General features: G+C 72.6%; 18 protein-coding genes. 10 read left to right on the top strand and 8 right to left on the bottom strand.

What is annotated here, in order from left to right:
• Window positions 1-119: 119 nt before the first annotated feature.
• The 4 genes from ACFWZ5_RS38245 to ACFWZ5_RS38230 all read right to left on the bottom strand — a co-directional run bounded on the left by ACFWZ5_RS38245 (window position 120) and on the right by ACFWZ5_RS38230 (window position 3,017).
• Window positions 120-590: a DUF6099 family protein gene (locus ACFWZ5_RS38245; RefSeq protein ID WP_384805332.1), complete on the bottom strand. Its 471-nt coding sequence runs from the start codon at window positions 588-590 to the stop codon at window positions 120-122.
• Window positions 591-977: 387 nt separating this feature from the next.
• Window positions 978-1,301 (bottom strand): nucleotide pyrophosphohydrolase, encoded by a 324-nt coding sequence (locus ACFWZ5_RS38240; protein WP_384805330.1) that lies wholly within the window; start codon window positions 1,299-1,301, stop codon window positions 978-980.
• A gap of 8 nt (window positions 1,302-1,309) precedes the next feature.
• The gene (locus tag ACFWZ5_RS38235) at window positions 1,310-2,479 is read right to left on the bottom strand and encodes an AAA family ATPase (protein WP_384805328.1); all 1,170 of its coding nucleotides are present in this window, start codon (window positions 2,477-2,479) and stop codon (window positions 1,310-1,312) included.
• A gap of 157 nt (window positions 2,480-2,636) precedes the next feature.
• Entirely contained in the window at window positions 2,637-3,017 is a 381-nt protein-coding gene (locus ACFWZ5_RS38230) for a cell division protein SepF (RefSeq protein ID WP_384805326.1), read from the bottom strand.
• Window positions 3,018-3,180: 163 nt separating this feature from the next.
• Here ACFWZ5_RS38230 and ACFWZ5_RS38225 point away from each other — a divergent pair, with 163 nt between their 5' ends.
• The 4 genes from ACFWZ5_RS38225 to ACFWZ5_RS38210 all read left to right on the top strand — a co-directional run bounded on the left by ACFWZ5_RS38225 (window position 3,181) and on the right by ACFWZ5_RS38210 (window position 7,083).
• Window positions 3,181-3,447: a hypothetical protein gene (locus ACFWZ5_RS38225; RefSeq protein ID WP_384805324.1), complete on the top strand. Its 267-nt coding sequence runs from the start codon at window positions 3,181-3,183 to the stop codon at window positions 3,445-3,447.
• Window positions 3,448-3,497: 50 nt separating this feature from the next.
• Complete coding sequence (locus ACFWZ5_RS38220) at window positions 3,498-5,774, top strand: heavy metal translocating P-type ATPase (protein ID WP_384805334.1); 2,277 nt, start codon at window positions 3,498-3,500, stop codon at window positions 5,772-5,774.
• Window positions 5,771-6,307, top strand: coding sequence for a copper chaperone PCu(A)C (locus tag ACFWZ5_RS38215; RefSeq protein WP_384805322.1), 537 nt, complete (start codon window positions 5,771-5,773; stop codon window positions 6,305-6,307). The genes ACFWZ5_RS38220 and ACFWZ5_RS38215 overlap by 4 nt, the downstream gene beginning before the upstream one ends.
• Before the next feature lie 137 nt (window positions 6,308-6,444).
• Window positions 6,445-7,083, top strand: coding sequence for an ATP-binding cassette domain-containing protein (locus tag ACFWZ5_RS38210; RefSeq protein WP_384805320.1), 639 nt, complete (start codon window positions 6,445-6,447; stop codon window positions 7,081-7,083).
• Between the two features lie 149 nt (window positions 7,084-7,232).
• On the opposite strand, the gene ACFWZ5_RS38205 is transcribed toward ACFWZ5_RS38210, so the two are convergent.
• Window positions 7,233-8,744, bottom strand: a complete 1,512-nt coding sequence (locus tag ACFWZ5_RS38205) for an MFS transporter (RefSeq protein ID WP_384792080.1) — start codon at window positions 8,742-8,744, stop codon at window positions 7,233-7,235.
• A gap of 141 nt (window positions 8,745-8,885) precedes the next feature.
• Here ACFWZ5_RS38205 and ACFWZ5_RS38200 point away from each other — a divergent pair, with 141 nt between their 5' ends.
• Complete coding sequence (locus tag ACFWZ5_RS38200) at window positions 8,886-9,638, top strand: TetR/AcrR family transcriptional regulator (protein ID WP_384792077.1); 753 nt, start codon at window positions 8,886-8,888, stop codon at window positions 9,636-9,638.
• A gap of 112 nt (window positions 9,639-9,750) precedes the next feature.
• Here ACFWZ5_RS38200 and ACFWZ5_RS38195 read toward each other — a convergent pair whose 3' ends face one another.
• The gene (locus ACFWZ5_RS38195; RefSeq protein WP_384892008.1) at window positions 9,751-10,875 is read right to left on the bottom strand and encodes a serine hydrolase domain-containing protein; all 1,125 of its coding nucleotides are present in this window, start codon (window positions 10,873-10,875) and stop codon (window positions 9,751-9,753) included.
• 205 nt (window positions 10,876-11,080) lie between these two features.
• Window positions 11,081-12,004 carry a sigma-70 family RNA polymerase sigma factor gene (locus tag ACFWZ5_RS38190; RefSeq protein WP_384792220.1) on the bottom strand — a complete coding sequence of 308 codons (924 nt, stop codon included), beginning with the start codon at window positions 12,002-12,004 and terminating at the stop codon, window positions 11,081-11,083.
• 337 nt (window positions 12,005-12,341) lie between these two features.
• Between ACFWZ5_RS38190 and ACFWZ5_RS38185 the strand changes: the two genes are divergently transcribed.
• From ACFWZ5_RS38185 to ACFWZ5_RS38175, 3 genes are all read left to right on the top strand, one after another.
• Entirely contained in the window at window positions 12,342-12,812 is a 471-nt protein-coding gene (locus tag ACFWZ5_RS38185) for a carboxymuconolactone decarboxylase family protein (protein WP_384792071.1), read from the top strand.
• A gap of 35 nt (window positions 12,813-12,847) precedes the next feature.
• Window positions 12,848-13,234 (top strand): DoxX family protein, encoded by a 387-nt coding sequence (locus ACFWZ5_RS38180; protein WP_384792068.1) that lies wholly within the window; start codon window positions 12,848-12,850, stop codon window positions 13,232-13,234.
• 129 nt (window positions 13,235-13,363) lie between these two features.
• Window positions 13,364-13,783, top strand: coding sequence for a hypothetical protein (locus ACFWZ5_RS38175; RefSeq protein ID WP_384792065.1), 420 nt, complete (start codon window positions 13,364-13,366; stop codon window positions 13,781-13,783).
• Window positions 13,784-14,474: 691 nt separating this feature from the next.
• Here the strand turns inward: ACFWZ5_RS38175 and ACFWZ5_RS38170 are convergent.
• Complete coding sequence (locus ACFWZ5_RS38170) at window positions 14,475-15,428, bottom strand: LysR family transcriptional regulator (protein WP_384806722.1); 954 nt, start codon at window positions 15,426-15,428, stop codon at window positions 14,475-14,477.
• 122 nt (window positions 15,429-15,550) lie between these two features.
• On the opposite strand from ACFWZ5_RS38170, the gene ACFWZ5_RS38165 reads away from it, so the two are divergent.
• Both ACFWZ5_RS38165 and ACFWZ5_RS38160 read left to right on the top strand, forming a co-directional pair.
• On the top strand, window positions 15,551-16,864 hold the full coding sequence (locus ACFWZ5_RS38165) for an SGNH/GDSL hydrolase family protein (protein WP_384806720.1): 1,314 nt from the start codon (window positions 15,551-15,553) through the stop codon (window positions 16,862-16,864).
• Between the two features lie 127 nt (window positions 16,865-16,991).
• The gene (locus ACFWZ5_RS38160; protein ID WP_384892005.1) at window positions 16,992-17,780 is read left to right on the top strand and encodes an SDR family NAD(P)-dependent oxidoreductase; all 789 of its coding nucleotides are present in this window, start codon (window positions 16,992-16,994) and stop codon (window positions 17,778-17,780) included.
• Window positions 17,781-17,845: the final 65 nt, after the last annotated feature.

Below are 17,845 nucleotides of genomic sequence, written 5' to 3'. Positions count from 1 at the left end.
GAAATAGCCCGCCCGGCGTTTGAGGGCGAGGCGCGAAGCGCCGATGAAGCGGGGTGCTAGGGGCGGCAGCCCCTAGTTTCGGGAAAGGGGCGGGACTGGGGCGCACCGCGAGGAGCAACTCACCCGCACGCCCCCTCCCCCGAAAGATTCCGCTCCCGCGCCGCGAGCCGCCGCAGCATCTCAAGGACCCGGTCCCGGGACTCGTCCGCGGCGTCGATCGCCTCCATGCACTGCCAGTAAAGACCCTCCTCGTCGGCGCTCATCGCCACGGAGACGAGGGCGATGCCGGCCTCGCCGAGGAGGGCGCCGAGATTGAGGAGGCTGTCGTGGGGGTCGGCTATGCCCGTCAGGCACCCGGCCCGTATCCGCGTACCGGGCGGGGGCGGGTCGAGCAGACCGCATCCTCTGCCGCTGAGCTCGCTCAGGCCGAGCGCCTCGCCCCGTAACTCCGGCGGTCCGCCGACGGCCAGGCGGCCGCCGATCGCCTGGGCCAGGGCCTGCGACTGCCACACCTCCGCGACGACGGCCGCAGGGTTCTGACTCCGCGCCAGGGCGCACCTGGTCGCTTCGATGAGCCGCATCGCATCCATGCGCCGTCCCCATTCATCCCGCGCCCACTCGCGGCACGTACACCCGAACTCCCTTGTTCACTACCCACAGTGAGCGCCTTCGGTTCGAAAAGCCAGAGGAAGCCTGAAATCTGTGGACAAACAAGCGAGTGTGGACAATGCATTGACTCCGGAGAGTGACGACAAGGTGTCTTTGTGGGGCTTTCGGCATGTCCAACAGGCGGTGACACCCGGGGGCTTGCGGGGCGCGAGAGCCCCGGGGGCGCCCGGGGCGTGCGGTGGCCACCGTCCACGGGGCGTACGCCCTGCGGGTCGTGTGCCGAGCGCCACCGGCGGCGCCCCGGTGGCCGCAGGGGGCGTACACGACCCGCGGGGCGTCGTCGTCACCGAACCGTCGGCACGGCGCCGTCACGGCGCGGGGAAGCGCTCCTCGTTCCGGTCGATCTTCGCGGCCAGGGCCTTCAGCGGATCGACGCCCAGCACCTCGCAGAACTGGAGGAGATAGGCGAGGACGTCGGCGACCTCGTCGGTGACCCGGTGGGCCGACTCGGGGTCGTGCATCACGCGGGCCGACTCCTCCGGCGTCAGCCACTGGAAGATCTCGACGAGTTCGGCGGCCTCCACGCTGAGCGCGGCGGCCAGGTTCTTGGGCGTGTGGTAGGGCTCCCAGTGCCGCGCGGCCGCGAACTCGGCCAGCCTGCGCTGCAGTCCCGCTACATCATGGTCAGTCACGACCCAAGTCAACTACATCCCAGGTCGACCACCGTCACGCCGTCCGCCGCCGCGGCCCACGTGGCGTCGGCGACGGCGCCGATGAGGCGGATGTGGCCGCGGGCACAGGCGCGCGCGGCGAGGTCCGCGAGGGCCCGCTTCTGGCGCTGGTCCAGACAGCGGTCGAAGCCGTCGGCGACGACGGTCAGGCTCTGGTACGCCTCCGGGACCTCGGCGACGGGATCGACCTCGAGGACCCGGGGTCCGGTGAGCAGGACCAGGGCCAGCGCCAGGTAGCGCAGCTCGCCGTCGCCGAGGCGTCCGGCACAGGTGCGCAGGCCGTCGCCCCGGTCGAGGACGGCGCGCAGCCCGCCCTCCCGGGTCTCCTCGGCGAGGACGTCGGCGACGGGCCCGGCGCAGCCCGCGCGCAGGGCCGCGACGAGCTGGGTGTGGCGGTGGCCGCACTCGGAGCGGGTGCGCCACAGGACCTCGGCGAGGTTGTCGCAGCCGCTGAGGAGGCGGCCCGCGCCGATGCGCCCCGCGGGCACCGGGTCGCGCATCCGGCCGGGGCGCGGGTCGCAGGTGAACGCCGAGCGCAGGGCGACGACGACCTGTTCGGCGGCGGCGAGCACGAGGCGCTGGCCGTCGGTCTTGCCCGCGACGCGCAGCGGGAGGAGGGCCGTGCCGAGCCGGTCGTCGGGCAGCGGCGCCCGGGTCACGGGGGCGGCGCCCGCGGTGTGCCAGGAGGCCTGGACGGCGCGCCTGCCCGGGTCGCGCAGGGCGGTTTCGAGGAGGGTGAGGCCGTCGCGGGTGAGCCGCTCCCCCGCGATGCGCAGCTCCGGTTCGGCCTGTACGGCGACGTCGAGGCGGACGGGGCCCGCGGGGCCGTCGACCGTGCAGCCGATGCGGAAGCCGCGCCGCGCCTGGCCGTCGGCGCGGGCGCGCTCGGGCACGCAGTGGGCGGGCTGCGGGAACACGTCGACGAGTTCGGCGCCCGCGCCGAGCAGGGCGAGCGCCTCGTAGGCCCGCAGGGCGTTGGTCTTGCCGCTGCCGCTCGGCCCCGCGAAGAGGGTGAGCGGGCCGAGCGGGAAGGTGGCGGAGCGGTGTCCGGCGAAGGCGGAGAGCCGCAGTTCGGTGACGCGCGGCTTGCCCCGGGCCGCCGTGTTCTGCGCGAGCGCCCCGCGGGAGTGCACAGTCATGACCGGACGTTATGGTCCGGTCGATCAGGCGAACCGTTTTGTCCTGCTGACCTTCGCCCGATCGGGCGATCACCGCCCAACGGCCCGCGCCCGGCCGGGAGTTGGGCTAGCCCGACGGCCCGGCCCCCGGCGCCGGGGCTGACCCATCGGACAGGCCCTAGACGGTGGCGGCCTCGACGAGTCCCTGCACCTCGGTGTCGGGCGGGGACAGGAGGAAGACGTTCCGCTCGACGCGGTGCATGCCGCAGCCGAGGCCGAAGACGACGCCGCTGCTGAAGTCGAGGACGCGCTTGGCGACTTCGGTCTCGGCGCCGGACAGGTCGAGCAGGACCGGCGTCTGGGACATCAGGTTCTCGGCGACCTCGCGGGCGTCCGCGAAGACGTTGACGCGGGTGACGACGAAGCGCCGCCGGGTCTCGGTCTCGGCGTCGGGCAGCGAGCGGTGCCCGGGCCAGGACGGCCACTCGTTGCGACCGCGCAACGGCACGACCTGAGCGAGCCCCTCCCACTGTTCGTCGGTGGCTTCGTTGCTGGTCACAGAGCAACCCCGTCCTGGCTCGTCCTCAACGTCTGGCCAGGCAATTCTTACGCAAGTCACCCGTTCGGCCCAACCGCGACACGAGTGGGACGCGTCTCGCCCGGCCGCGAAGGTCCCGGCCGACGCCGGGAACCAGCCCGCCGGCGCGTACGACTACCTGTCCATGTCTGCCGAGCCACAGCCCTCGCCCACGCCGAAAGCCGCGCCGAAAGCCACGCCGACCGCCACGCCGCGACAGTGGCGTCCGCCGCCCGCGCTGCTCGGGTTCCTGGTGCTCCTCGTGGTGGTCTTCGCCGTGTCGTACCAAGTCGGCTCGTCCGTCGGTCCGGTCGCGCCGGGCATGCGGTCCTCGACGTCGGACGGCGACGGCGGGGGCGGCGGGGGCGGGGGCGGGGGCGGCGGCTCGCAGGGCGGACACGGGGGGCACTAGTGAGCGTCGAGACGACCGACCTGGTCACGACCGACCTCGTCATCGGCGGCATGACCTGCGCGGCCTGCGTGAACCGCGTCGAGAAGAAGCTCGGCAAGCTGGACGGGGTCAGTGCGAGCGTCAACCTCGCGACGGGCCGGGCCCGGGTGACCCACCCCACCGGCACCGCGACGGACGAGCTGGTCGCCACCGTCGTACGCGCCGGGTACACCGCCGAACTGCCGCCGCCCCCGAAGCCCGTACACGGCACGGAAGAAGGCGCAGGAGAAGGCGCGGGAGAAGGCCCCGCAGAGAACGGGGAAGAGGGTGCGGACGGCGAGCGTACGCGGCTGCTCGTCACCGCGCTGCTGTCGCTGCCGGTGCTCGTCCTGTCGATGGTGCCCGACTGGCAGTTCCGCAACTGGCAGTGGCTGTGCTTCGCGCTCACCGCGCCGGTCGCGGTGTGGGGCGCCTGGCCCTTCCACCAGCGGGCGCTGCGCGGCCTGCGGCACGCGGCGGCGACCATGGACACGCTGGTGTCCCTCGGGGTCGTGGCCTCCTTCTCCTGGTCGACGTACGCGCTGTTCCTCGGGGGCGCGGGCGAGCCGGGGATGCGGATGCCGTTCGAGGTGCTGCCGTCGGCGGGCGGCAGCATGGCGCACGTGTATCTGGAGGCCGCGGTCGGCGTGCCGCTCTCGGTGCTCGCCGGGCGGTTCCTGGAGGCGCGGGCGCGAGGCGCGACCGGGGCCGCGGTGCGCTCGCTCGCCGAACTGGCCGCCAAGGACGTGACGGTGCGCGGCGCGGACGGCACGGAGCGGCGCGTGCCCGTCGCCGAGCTGCGGGTGGACCAGGAGTTCACGGTCCGGCCCGGTGGGCGGGTCGCCACCGACGGCGTCGTGGTGTCCGGCAGCTCCGCGCTCGACCTGTCGCTCGTCACCGGCGAGAGCGAGCCGGTGGAGGCCGGGCCCGGACACGCGGTGGTCGGCGGGGCGGTGAACGTGGGCGGGCTGCTCGTCGTGCGGGCCACCGCCGTCGGCGCGGACACCCAACTGGCCCGGATCACCCGCATGGTGACGGAGGCCCAGTCCGGCAAGGCGCGCGCCCAGCGGCTCGCGGACGCCGCGGCGGGCGTGTTCGTGCCGGTGGTCCTGACGCTCGCGGTGACCGTGCTCGGGTTCTGGCTCGGCGCCGGGGCGGACCCGCAGGCCGCCGTGACCGCGGCCGTCGCGGTCCTCGTCGTCGCCTGCCCGTGCGCCCTCGGCCTGGCCACGCCCACCGCGCTGCTCGCCGCCACCGGACGCGGCGCCCAGCTCGGCGTCCTCATCGGCGGCCCGCGGGCCCTGGAGACGCTGCGGCACGTCGACACGGTCGTCCTGGACAAGACCGGCACGCTGACGACGGGACGGATGACCGTCACGGACGTCACCGTCGCCGGGGACGGCATGGACGAGGACACCGTGGTGCGGCTGGCCGCAGGAGTGGAGCGCGGCTCCGAGCACCCGCTGGGGCGCGCCGTCACCGCGTACGCCGAACGCGTCCTGTCCGACGAGGTGGTGCCGGAGGTCACCGGCTTCCGGGCCACCCCCGGTCACGGCGTCTTCGGCACCGTGGCGGGCCACGCGGTGGAGGTGTGCGTGCCGGGCGACGCGCTGCCCGCCGGGCTGGCCGCCGCCGTCGCCGCGGCGGAGGCGGACGCCCGGACCGCCGTCCTCGTCCGCGTGGACGGCGTGGACCGGGCGGTCATCGCCGTCGGCGACGTGCTGCGGACCGGCAGCTACCGGGCCGTGGACCGCCTGCGCCGCCTCGGCGTGGAGCCGGTGCTCGCCACCGGGGACCGCCCGGCGACCGCGCACGCCGTGGCCGCCGAGCTCGGCATCACCGAGGTGCACGCCCGCTGCACTCCGGAGGGCAAGGCCGACCTCGTACAGCGGTTGCGGCAGGAGGGCCGACGGGTCGCCGTGCTCGGGGACGGCGTGAACGACGCCGCGGCGCTCGCCCGCGCCGACCTCGGCATCGCGATGGGCTGCGGCACGGACGCCGCGATCGGCGCGGCCGACGTGACGCTCGTCGGCTCCGACATCGGCGCGGCGGCCGTCGCCGTGCGCCTGGCCCGCCGCACCCTCGCGACCATCCGCACCAACCTGGTCTGGGCGTTCGGCTACAACGCCCTTGCCGTACCGCTCGCCGCCGTCGGCCGCCTCGGCCCGATGACCGCGGCGGCCGCGATGTCGGCGAGCTCGCTGCTCGTCGTCGCGAACAGCCTGCGGCTGCGTACGTGGGAGCCGGTGCCGCGGGCGGCGCGGACGCCGACGCGGGCGCGGGCGCCACGAGGGAGGAACCTGCGATGACTGATTCCCGGACCGATTCTGGCGCTGCTTCCCGGTACGCGAGTTCTCTGTACGCGCGTGTGCGGGGCGGGCTGCCCGGCGTGCTCGCGCCGGTGCTCGCCTGCGTGCTCGCGCTGGGCGGGCTGAGCGCCTGGGCCGCGTCGGGTGCCGCGGGCGGGCCCGCGCGGATCAGTGTCGCCGAGGGGCGGGTGTTCCTGCCGTACGGCAGCGTCAAGGAGACCGCGGCGTTCTTCCGGATCACCAACTCCGGTACGTCCGACGACGTGCTCCTGTCGGCGCGGACCACGGCGGCCGACGAGACCATGCTCAGCCGGACCGTGGAGCGCAAGGGCGCGAACGTCGAGTCGATGCGGATGGTCGAGTCCGTGACCGTGCCCGCGCGCAAGCGGATCACCATGAAGCCCGACGGGATCGACATCATGCTCCGCCCGAAGTGGCCGCTGCGGCTCGGCGACGGGATTCCCTTCGTCCTCCGGTTCCGGCACAGCGGGGAGGTGCGGGTGACGGCCGTGGTGGTCCGGCCGGGCAGTTGACGCGTCTCGCACGTCTCTTACATCACGCACGTCTCGTACCTCTCGTACGGGAACTGGGCGCGCCGTGCGTCCGACTACTGCCGGGAACACCGAGGACACCGAGGACACCGAGCGACAGGGAAGGCGCGTGAAGGGCGATGGGTGGTCTTGACGTACACGTGCGGGGCGTGACCTGCGGTCACGGCCGGGTCGTCGCCGTCGACGGCGTCGACCTCGAGGTCGCGGCGGGCGAGCGCGTGGCCCTGACCGGGACCAACGGCTCCGGCAAGTCCACGCTGCTGCGTACGGTGCTCGGCCTGCACCGGCAGAGCGCCGGCACGGTCCTCGTCGGCGGGCGCGGCACCGCGTCGGCCGCCGACCGGGCGTGGCGGCGGCGCGCCTGCGCGTGGGTGCCGCAGAAGCCCGCGGTCGGCCGGTTCCCGCTCCTGGCGGGCGAGTTGCTGGACTCCAGCGGTGCGCCGAAGGCGGCCGCCGACGCGGCGGAGAGCCTCGGCGTGGGCGCGCTGCGGCGCAAGCCGCTGCACACCCTGTCGGGCGGTCAGCTGCAACGCACCTATCTGGCGCGGGCGATCGGCTGTGTCGCCGCCGGGGCGGGGGTGGTGCTCGCCGATGAGCCCACCGCCGCGCTGGACTTCGACGGGCAGGAGGAGGCGGCGGTGGCGCTGGGCGCGCTGCCGGTGACGGTGGTCGTCGTGACGCACGACCGGGCGCTTGCCGCGCGCTGCGATCGGGTGCTGGACATGGCGGCGGGGCGGTTGCGCGAGGTGACGCCGTGACGGCCGGGCTCTGCCGAGGGCTTCCCCAATCCCGCCCCTTCCCGAAACTAGGGGCTCCGCCCCTAGAACCCCTTCTTTCCGGCGCTGCGCGCCTCGTCCTCAAACGCCGGACGGGCTGGAAAATCCAGCCCGTCCGGCGCGCCGCGAGGTTAGTCGTTCGGCTGGGGGCGGGGGCGCATCAGGTAGATGGAGAGGGCCGCGGCTACGAGGACACCCGTCGCGCCGACCACGAAGCTGGCGGACATCGCGTCGGTGAAGGCGTCACGGGCCGTGTTGAGCAGCGCCGCGTTCCCGGTGCGGGCGGCCTCCGCGAAGGCCTCGACGATGGACTCGTCGGCCTTGCCGGGCGCGTCGTCCGGCATGGCGTTCCCGTACGTGCTGGAGAGGATGGAGCCGAGGACCGCGACACCGAGGGCGGCGCCGGCCTGCTGGACGGTGTCGTTGAGGGCGGAGCCCACACCGGCGTGCTCGGGGGGAACGGCGCCCATGAGGGCGGCCTGCGCGGCCGGCATCGCGAGGCCGCCGCCCATGCCCATGAGGACCATGGCGAGGGTGACGATCCCGAAGCCGTCCCCGCGCTCCAGGGTGGTGAGGGTGAAGAACCCGGAGGCGATGATCGCAAGGCCCCCGGCCAGCATCACGCGGTTGCCGAGCTTCTGGCCCAGCGTGGCGCCGATCGTGTTGAAGACGAGGGACGCGATGGCGAGCGGGGCGAAGGCCCAGCCGGTGTCGGTCGGCGAGTAGTCGAGGACGAACTGGAGGTACTGGGTCAGGACCAGCATCAGGCCGCCGTTGGCGAACGTCAGCAGGACGATCGAGAAGCTGGCGCCGGTGAAGACGCGGTTGCGGAAGAGGGAGAGCGGAACCATCGGCTCGGCGACCCGGGTCTCCCAGAGGCCGAAGCCGGCCAGGGACGCGACGGTCACGATCGCGGCGACGTACACCTTCGGGTCGCCGAGGCCCTCCTTCGGCCACTCGGTGATCGTCCACACCAGGGCCACCATGCCGACGATCGACAGGACCATGCCGACCGGGTCGGCCTTGCGCCAGGGGCCCTTGGACTCGGGCATCAGGGCGAGCGCGGCGACGATCGCGAGGACCGCGATGGGGATGTTGATGAGGAAGACCGAGCCCCACCAGAAGTGATCGAGCAGCGCGCCGCCGAGGACCGGGCCGCCGACCAGGCCGACCATCGCGACGCCGCTCCAGGCCGCGATCGCCTTGGGCCGCTCCTCCTCGTCGAAGACGGTGATGAGGATGGACAGCGTGCTCGGCATGATCAGGGCGCCGCCGACACCCATCAGGACGCGGCCCGCGATCAGCTGCTCAGGGCTGTTCGCGACGGTCGCGAGCAGGGAGGCCGCGCCGAAGACCAGCAGGCCTATCAGCATCACCTTGCGGCGGCCGAAGCGGTCGGAGAGCGAGCCGGACGTCAGCAGCAGGCCCGCGAAGACCAGCATGTACGAGTCGAGGATCCACTGGAGGTCCGAGGCGCTCGCGTCCAGGTCCTGGGCGATGGGCGGCACCGCCACGGTCAGGACCATGTTGTCCACGACCAGGACCAGCGTGCTCAGGCACAGCACGACGAGGATCAGCCAGCGCTTGGGATTGCGCGCCACCGACCCCTTCTCCTCCACGGCCTTCGTTGCCTGCCCGTCCATCACGGACCTCCCCAGTACGTCGTTCGCTGACTCCGAACACTGTACGTACGACGCACACTGTTCGCAAGACCCGAACGCTGTACGTGCGCTGCGCTAGAGTGAGGTCAAGCCCGCAGGCAAGCGAAGAGAGGTGGCCGTCGTATGCCCCGCGCCAAGGAGCCCGTACCGACCGAGCAGCCGTCGATCCCGTCCGTGTGGACCCGGCCGCAGCGGCGCCGCCGCGAGCAGCCCGCGCTCAGCCGCGACCAGATCGTCTCGGCGGCCGTCGAACTGCTCGACACCGACGGCATCGAGTCCCTGAGCATGCGCAAACTCGGCACGCGCCTGAACGCGGGCGCGACCTCGCTCTACACGCACGTCTCCAACAAGGACGAGCTCATCGAGCTGGTCGTCGACCAGATCTACGGCGAGATCGACGTGCCCACCGCCAAGGCCGCGGACGACTGGCGGGCCGCCGCCGTCGAGTGCGCGCACAACATCCGCGCGGCGCTCCTGCGGCACCCCTGGATCGCGTCCGTGCTGGGCGAGCTCGCCATGTCCCACCTCGGGCCCAACATGATGCGGCTCTCCGAGGACATGCTCACCGTCTTCGAGGCGGGCGGGTTCGACCTCGTGTCCGCCGAGAGCGCCCTGGAGACCGTCTGGGCGTACGTCATCGGCATCGCGACCACCGAGGCCGCGTACCTCACGATGCTCGCGCGCAGCGGGCAGAGCGAGCAGGAGTGGCTCGACAAGGTGTGGCCCGCGGCGCGGGAGGCCGCGAAGCCGTTCCCGCGGATGCGGCGGCTGGCCGAGGAGCGGGAGCGGGGCGTCGCCGACGAGACGCGGCGCGGCAGCTTCGAGATCGGGCTCGACTGCGTGCTCGACGGGGTGGTGGCGCGGCTCGCGCCGTGACGGCCGTACGGGCCCGTGTGGCCGTGTGCGGCCGTGTGTGGCCGTGTGCGACGACGCCGCCGGCGCGCCCGAGGGGGCACGCCGGCGGCGTCTGCGTAAGGGAAGGGGCGGGTCAGCGACCGTTGCACAGGGCCTTGTCCACGAGACCCTCCGCGTGCTTCATGGTCCCCTTGTCGGTCGGCTGCGTGGTCACCGCGATGTTCACGGCGCGGCCGTTCCTGGCGACGCCGCCGCGCGTCTCGTAACCCGTCATGCTGCCGCCGTGGCCCCAGTAGACGCCGCCGCACGACAGCGGCGTCCTCACCAGGCCGAGGCCGTAGCGGGCGCCCTCGGCGAAGGGGAAGCCGGCGCGGACGGTCTTGCGCATCTGCTTGAGCTGGGGCTCCTTCAGGAGCTTGCCGCCCATGAGCGCGGAGTAGAAGCGGTTGAGGTCGGAGTTGGTGGAGACCAACTGGCCCGCCGCCCACGCCCAGGAGGGGTCCCACTCCGTGGCGTCGACCAGGGGCGCGCCCGGTGCGGCCTGGTCGTAGCCCTTGGGGTGGGCCTCCCGGATGGTCACCTCGTGGGGCGCCGGGAAGTACGTGTGGCGCAGGCCCGCGCGCTTGATGACGCGGCGGTCGATCTCCTGGGCGAGCGGGTGGTGGGTGACCTTCTCGATGATCAGGCCCGCGAGGAGGTAGTTCGTGTTGTTGTACTCCCACTTCTTGCCGGGCTCGAAGTGGGCCTTGCCCTTCAGGGCGCGGTCGAGGAGCTCGCGGGGCTTGTAGTAGCGGACGTCGCTGTCGAGGTGTTCGAGGTAGTTGGGCAGGCCGCTGGTGTGCTGGAGGAGCTGGCGGACGGTGATGTCGCGGCCGTCGAAGCCGTCGCCGCGTACGACGCCGCGCAGGTGGTCGTCGACGTGGTCGCTGAGCTTGACCTTCTTCTCGGCGACGAGCTGCAGCATGACGACGGCGGTGAAGCTCTTGGTGTTGCTGCCGATCCGGACCTGGCCGTCCCTCGGCACCTTCGCGCCGGTGGCGAGGTCGGCGACGCCCGCGGTGTAGGTGCGGGTGCGCCCGTCGCGGTCCTTGACGCTGCCCAGGGCGGCGGGGACGCCGTCGTCGCGTACGAGGGAGTTCAGGCCCTCCTGGACGGGGTCCGCCGGAGCGGCCGCGGGCCCGTCGGCGGCCGACGCCGCGGTGGGCGCCAGGGCGCCGACCGTCAGCGCGCCGACGGCCACCGCGGCCGCGGCCGTCACGACCCCGCGCCTCTTGCCGCCCCGCTGTCGTCCCGACGGACGGATCCTCTGCCATGCCTGCTCGCGCACCGGTGCACTCCTACGGAAACGTTGAACGGTCGGCTGTGTGTGCCGTGCACAAGGATTTCCGGGGGTGGGGGTTCGGGGCGATCCGGCTAACCGGCTGGTGGGGGTGGGGGTAACCCCAGGGTGGGGGGCGGGTGGCTCACTTCCCCGGGAGCCGTCCGATGTCGGACACCGGCCCGATGTGGCCGAGCTTGTCGGGGTTGGACACGGAGTGGATCGCCCGGACCACGCCGTCGACGACGTCGAGCTCGACCGCGCTGGCCACGCGCTCGTCGGCGTCGACGATCAGGACGCCAGGACGGCCGTTGATCAGGACCGGCCGGAGTACGGCACCCAGCGACCGCAGCCGGCGCATCCCGCCGACGAGCAGCTGGACGACGCGCAGCGGCTCCGTCACCGACTTCGCGATCGCGCGTGCCTTGCCGCCGCCGTCGCCGTGGAACACCACGTCGGGCGCGAGCATGCCGAGCAGGGTGTCCATCTCGCCGCCCGCGGCGGCCTCGAAGAACGTACGGGCCAGCTCCTCGCCCTCCGCGCGTCGGGCCGGGGGCAGGGGCGGGGGCGGGGACGGGGACGGGGACGGGTGCGTTGCGCTGTCGGCCGTCCGCCCTCCGGCGGCGACGTGCTCCCTGCCTCCGGCGGCGACGCGCTTCCTGGCGCGGGCGAAGATCTGCCGGCAGTTCACCTCGGACTTGCCGACGGTCCGCGCCACGTCCGGGTAGTCGTACCCGAACACCTCGCGCAGCACGAACACCGCACGCTCCACCGGGGACAGGGCCTCGAGCAGGACGAGGAACGCCATCGACAGGGAGTCGGCGAGCTCGGCGTGCTCGGCGGGGCCCGGCCGGTCGGTGGCCACGACGACCGGCTCGGGGAGCCACTCGCCCACGTACGTCTCCCGCCGCACGCGCGCCGAACTCAGGTGGTTGATGCCGAGACGCGTCACCGACGTGGTCAGGTACGCCTTCGGGGCGGCGATCTCCGTGCCCGCACGGTGGGCCCGGGTCAGGCCGAGGAACGCGTCCTGCACGAGGTCCTCGGCGTCGCCTACGGAGCCGGTCATTCCGTAGGCGATGGAGAAGAGGAGGGGGCGGTAGCTCGCCGCGTCTGTCACAACGGTCGTATCTGTTGGGTCCGTTGTGTCCGTCGTAGCTGCCGTGTGTGTCGTGGCTGCCGTGTCCGTCGCAGCTGTCGTGTCCGTCATGTCTGCCGTATCCGCTGATCCAGGCACTGGACCCCTCCCCCGACTCGCTTTCCGCGCAGGTTATCCGAGGTGTGCGGCCCTTGGATCGCGCGGAGAGACGCAGGTCACATTCGACTCCTGTCACAGCTCGCCGGGGTGCCCTGTCTGAGAGGGGCAACAGCGAACCACGACAAAGAACCACGACAAAGGAGTCCCCATGAACGGCCGTCTGAACCTCTTCGCCAGCCCGGTCGCCGTCAAGGCGTGGAAGCACATCATCGCGGCGGGCAAGGCGCTCGGGGACTCGACCCTGCCGGCCGCGACGCGCGAGCTGGTGATGCTCCGCGCCAGCCAGATCAACGGCTGCGCCGCGTGCATCGACATGCACACCAAGGAAGCCGCCGCCGCGGGCGAGACCGACCTGCGCCTCCACCTGGTCGTGGCCTGGCGCGAGGCCACGGTCTTCACCGACGCCGAGCGCGCGGCCCTTGAGCTGACCGAAGAGGCCACCCGCATCGCCGACGCGGCCGGCGGGGTCTCCGACGAGGTCTGGGCCAACGCCGCCAAGCACTACGACGAGGACCAACTCGCCGCCCTGGTCACCCAGATCGCCGTCATCAACGCGTTCAACCGCGGCAACGTCATCATCCAGCAGCCCGCCGGCGGCTACGAGGTGGGCCAGCACTGACCCTGCGACCTGGACGCTCCGGAAGGACACGCCCCATGAACCTCGCCCTGTGGATCGTTACCGGACTGCTCGCCACCGCCTACCTGCTCGGCGGCGCCTTCAAGGTGGTCGTACCACGGCAGAAGATCGCCGCCAGTGGGTCCAGCGCGGCCTGGGTCGAAGACTTCAGCGACGGCGGCGTCAAGGCCATCGGAGCGCTTGAGGTCCTGGCCGCGGCGGGCCTGGTCCTGCCCGCCGCGCTCGGTGTCGCGCCGGTTCTCGTGCCGGTGGCCGCCGTCGGTCTTGTGCTGCTCATGACCGGTGCGGCGGTCACCCGCCTCCGGCGCCACGAGACCGGGCTCATGGCGGTGGACCTGGTCTATGTCCTCCTGGCCGCCTTCGTGGCCTGGGGGCGCTTCGGGCCGGAGGCCTTCGTCGGCTGACGTCGGCTGCCGGGGGCTGACGTCGGCTGCCGTCGGCTGCCGGGGGCGGCTTCGGGTGGGTCGCGTCGCCGTTCGCCCGGTCGGACCACCCTGGTGGCCGGGGCGCACCCGGCGCCGGACGCTCGGGGCATGACTTCCGACAGCCCTGAAAGCCCCGTACGGGGGACTGGCCCCTGGGCCTCCGCGGGCCCGAGCATGTTCGCCGGCGTCCTCATGCTCGTGAACGGCGTACTCGGCGTGCTCGCCGGCATCGCGGGGATCGCCGAGGACGACGTGTACGCGCGCATCGGCGACTACGTGTACAAGTTCAACCTCACCGCGTGGGGGTGGATCCACCTCGTCCTCGGTGTCCTCATCGCCGTGACGGGGTGGGGGGTGCTGAAGGGGGCGGACTGGGCGCGGGGGGTTGGCGTGGCCCTGGCGGCGGTCGGGATGGTGGTGGAGTTCCTGTGGCTGCCGTACCAGCCCCTGTGGGCCCTGATCTCCCTCGCCATCGGCGCGTTCGTCATCTGGGCCCTGTGCACCGACACCGACGGTGCCCCGGGCTGAGCCCTTCCCACCCACCCACCCGTTTCCAGCACCCCGCGGGGTGCACGTCGCGCCCAGCGCTGCGGCTGCCAGCCCACGCACCCACCGCTACCGCGGCGGGATCTCTCCCACCCACTCCACCCGTTTCCAGCACCCCGCGGCGTGCACGTCGCGCGGAGCGCTGCAGCTGGGTGCCCATGTGCCCGCCGCTACCGCGGCGGGATTTCTCCCACCCAGCCCACCCGTTTACCCCGCACCGGACGGTGGGCGTTGCGCGGAGCGCTGCGGCTGGGTGGGTGGGGGTGCTGCGGGGGTCCTTCGTCTGTGGGTTGTCACGCATGTGCCCGCCGCTGCCGCGGCGGGATCTCCCCCACCCACCCCACCCGTTTACCCCACACCGGACGGTGAGCGTTGCGCGGAGCGCTGCTACTGCGTGGGTGGGGAGACCACGCCGCAGCCGCCGACGGCGGGCAACACCCACCCAGGGGCGTCCACCCCACGTGCAGCCAGAAACGGGCGGGCGGGTGGGAAACAACCGCCGCGCCAGCGGCGGAACACATAGGCAGCCAGCCGCAGCGCTCCGCGCAACGTGCACCCCGCGGGGTACTGGAAACGGGTGGGTGGGTGGGAGAGAACCGGGGCTGCCAGCCGCAGCGCTTTGCGCGACGTGCGCCCCGCGGGGTGCTGGAAACGGGTGGGTGGGTGGGGAGTGTTAGAACCTGGCGGGGCCGCCGTTTGTTTTGAGGGTGTCCTGGACCGCCTGGACGAAAGCCTTGATCGGGGCGGTGACGCCAGCTTTGCGCCAGATCAGGGCCACGTCGGCCGACGGCAGGTCGGGGACGGGGACGAACGTGATGTCCGGGCGGGAGTAGTACGTCTCCACGGAGGCGATGACCGGGGAGACTCCCTGACCCGTCGCGATGAGGGTCATGAGTTCCTGGAACGTGGCCACAGCCTGCCCGCGGGGGATCTCCCGGCCGGAGGGGGTGCGCGGCGGCACATGGAAGTCCCACCAATACGCGGGCGCACTGTTCACCACACCGAAGCAGGTCTCCCCCGCCAGGTCCTCCCAGGACAGGGCGGACCGACCGGCAAGCCGGTGCCCCACCGGCATCGCCAGGGCCCGCGGCTCATTGATGACCACGGGCCCCACCGTGAGATCCGGCTCGTCCACGGGCAGGCACGTGAACAGGACGTCCACCTCCCCCGCCCGCAGCGGCCCCAACGGATCCTGGAACTGCGTCTCCCGCATACGGATCTCACACTTGGGACAGCGGTCCCGGAAGAGCTTCAGGATGGGCTGGGTCAGGGATCCGGCCCCGGATCCCAGGAAGCCCACGCCCAGCTCGCCCTCCACCCCCCGCGCCAGATCCTTCGCCCGGGCCACCGCCTCCTCCATCCGCTCGTACAACGGCGCCAGATCGTCGTACAGCTGACGCCCGAGCGGCGAGATCCGCACCACACGGCTGGTGCGTTCGAAGAGCGTGCCGCCGATCTTGCGCTCCAGCTTCTTCACGGTTTGACTGACCCGCGCCTGGGAGACCAGGAGTCGCTCGGCCGTGCGGCCGAAATGCAGCTCCTCGGCGAGGGTCAGAAAGGTTTCCAGCTCGTTCCGCTCCACCGTGCGCTCCCCCTCGCGTACGCCCTGACCTGCATCGATAAGCATCGGCGAAGTAATCGTTTCATGGATCGTCGTTGATCGGGGGTGGGGTTCGGCGGATCTTTGAGGGGTCGGGGCACAGCCCCGGTACGACAGCCCGTCAACCTCTCAACTCCCAGGAGCACACCGTGATCTCCCGTACCCGCAAGACCGTCCTCGCCGCCACCGTCGCCCTCGCCCTCACCACCGGCGCCGCCGTGACCGCCGCGCAGGCCTCCTCGTCCAGCGGCAAGCACGAAGCCGGAAAGGAGCAGGCGTGGAGCGCCGCCTGGGCCGCGTCCCCGCAGCGGCCGAGCATCGGCTTCAAGGCCAACTGGTCGGAGGCAGGCTTCGACAACCAGACCCTGCGACAGGTCGTCCGCGTGACGGAAGGAGGTGACAGCGCCCGCATCCGGCTCTCCAACGCGTACGGGGCGTCACCGCTGCGCATCGAGGCCGCGACCCTCGCGAAGACCGACGGCACGAAGGGGGCCGCCGTGAAGAAGGGCTCCGTACGGCACCTCACCTTCGGCGGGAAGAAGTCCGTGACCATACCGGCCGGTGGCCAACTCTCCAGCGACGCCGCCGCGTTGGGCCTCGACCGCTTCGAGTCCGTCACGGTCACCCTGCGCCTCGCCGGGACCACCGGGCCCGCCACCTTCCACGCCCAGTCCTTCGCGACCAGCTACCGCGCCAAGGGCGACCACGTCGCCGACACCGGCGCCCGCGCCTTCGACGAGTCCACCGAGTCCTGGTACTACCTGTCGGGCGTCGACGTCAGCGGCGGGAAGGCCGGCAACAGCGACAAGGGCTCCAAGCGCGCCAAGGGCGACGGCATCGCGCTGTTCGGCGACTCCATCACCGACGGCTTCGCCTCCTCCACCGACCTCAACCGCCGCTGGTCCGACGCCCTCGCCGAACGCCTCGCCAAGGCGGGCAAGCCCCGCCCGGTCGTGAACTCCGGCATCGGCGGCAACATGGTCCTCAACGACTCGGCCTGGTTCGGCGACAGGAGCGCGACCCGGTTCGGGCGCGACGTCACCGACCTGCCCGGCGTCGGCACCGTCGTCGTCCTCGAAGGCGTCAACGACATCGGCTTCAGCGAGACCGACAAGCCCACCTACAAGCCCGCGCCGGTCGTCAGCGCCAAGGAACTCATCAACGGCCACCGCAAGTTGATCCGCGCCGCCCACGCCAAGGGCCTGAAGGTCGTCGGCGCGACCCTCGTGCCGCTCGGCGGCTCCGACCACTACGGCGAGCACGCGGCCGCCGTCAGTGACGAGTTCAACGACTGGGTGCGGACTTCCGGTGAGTACGACGGGTACGTGGACTTCGACAAGGCGCTCGCCGACCCCTCGGACCCGGAGCGGATTCGCCCCGCGTACGACAGCGGGGACCACCTGCACCCCAACGACGCGGGTTACCGGGCCATGGCCCGCGCCGTGGACCTGAGCTCGCTCTGACCTCCGGTCGGGTTCTTCTCCCGCCCACCCGCCCCACCTCTGGGGGCTCCGCCCCCAGACCCCCTTCTCTCCGCGCTTCGCGCTCGTCCTCAAACGACCGGACGGGCTTGATACCCCTGGAGTCATCGTGGATCTGTTAATCGAAGGCAAGGTTTTCGTCGTCACCGGAGCGTCCGCCGGGATCGGGGCCGCCACCGCTCAACTCCTCGCCGCGGAGGGCGCGTCGGTCGTGGGAGTCGCACGGTCCGCCGAGCGCGTGGACGCGCTCGGGAAGGGGATCAGCTCAGTCGCCGCCGACCTCGCGGAGCGGGAGGCGCCAGGCCGGGTCGTCGAGGCCGTGCTCGCGCGGCACGGCCGGATCGACGGGCTCGTCAACAACGTCGGCGGGCTCACCTCGCGCGACGGCTTCCTCGGCATCGGCGACGACGACTGGGCCCGCACCTTCGAGCTCAACTTCCACTCCGCGGTACGGATGACGCGGGCCGCCCTGCCGTCGCTGCTCGCGGCGGACGGCGGCGCGAGCGTCGTCCACGTCACCAGCGAGGCGGGCCGCTTCCCCGCCCCCGAGCTGTCCGACTACGCCGCCGCGAAGACCGCGCTGCTCTCGGTCAACAAGACCCTCGCCGCCGAGTTCGGCCCCCGCGGCGTACGGTCCAACGTCGTCGCCCCGGGCCCGACCCGCACCGCCCTCTGGGACGCGCCCGGCGGCTTCGCCGAGCAGCTGGCCGCGCAGTACGGCACCACGGTCGAGGAGGCCGTCGACCGCTTCGTACGCGAGGAGCGCCGCCTCCCGTCCGGCCGCATCGGCACCCCCGACGACGTCGCCCGGGTCATCGCCTACCTCCTGTCCCCGCTGGCGGGCCAGGTGACGGGGGCGGAGTGGGCGGTGGACGGGGGCGCCCTGAGGCAGGTCTGAGGGGAGCCTTCAGCCCGTCCGGCGTTTGAGGACGAGCGCGAAGCGCGGAGAGAAGGGGGGTCCAG

Origin of the sequence: Streptomyces sp. NPDC059003, from assembly GCF_042740445.1 — a bacterium.
GTDB lineage: Bacteria > Actinomycetota > Actinomycetes > Streptomycetales > Streptomycetaceae > Streptomyces.
The sequence above is the reverse complement of the archived record's forward strand: the minus strand, read 5'-3'. Positions and strand labels throughout refer to the sequence as shown.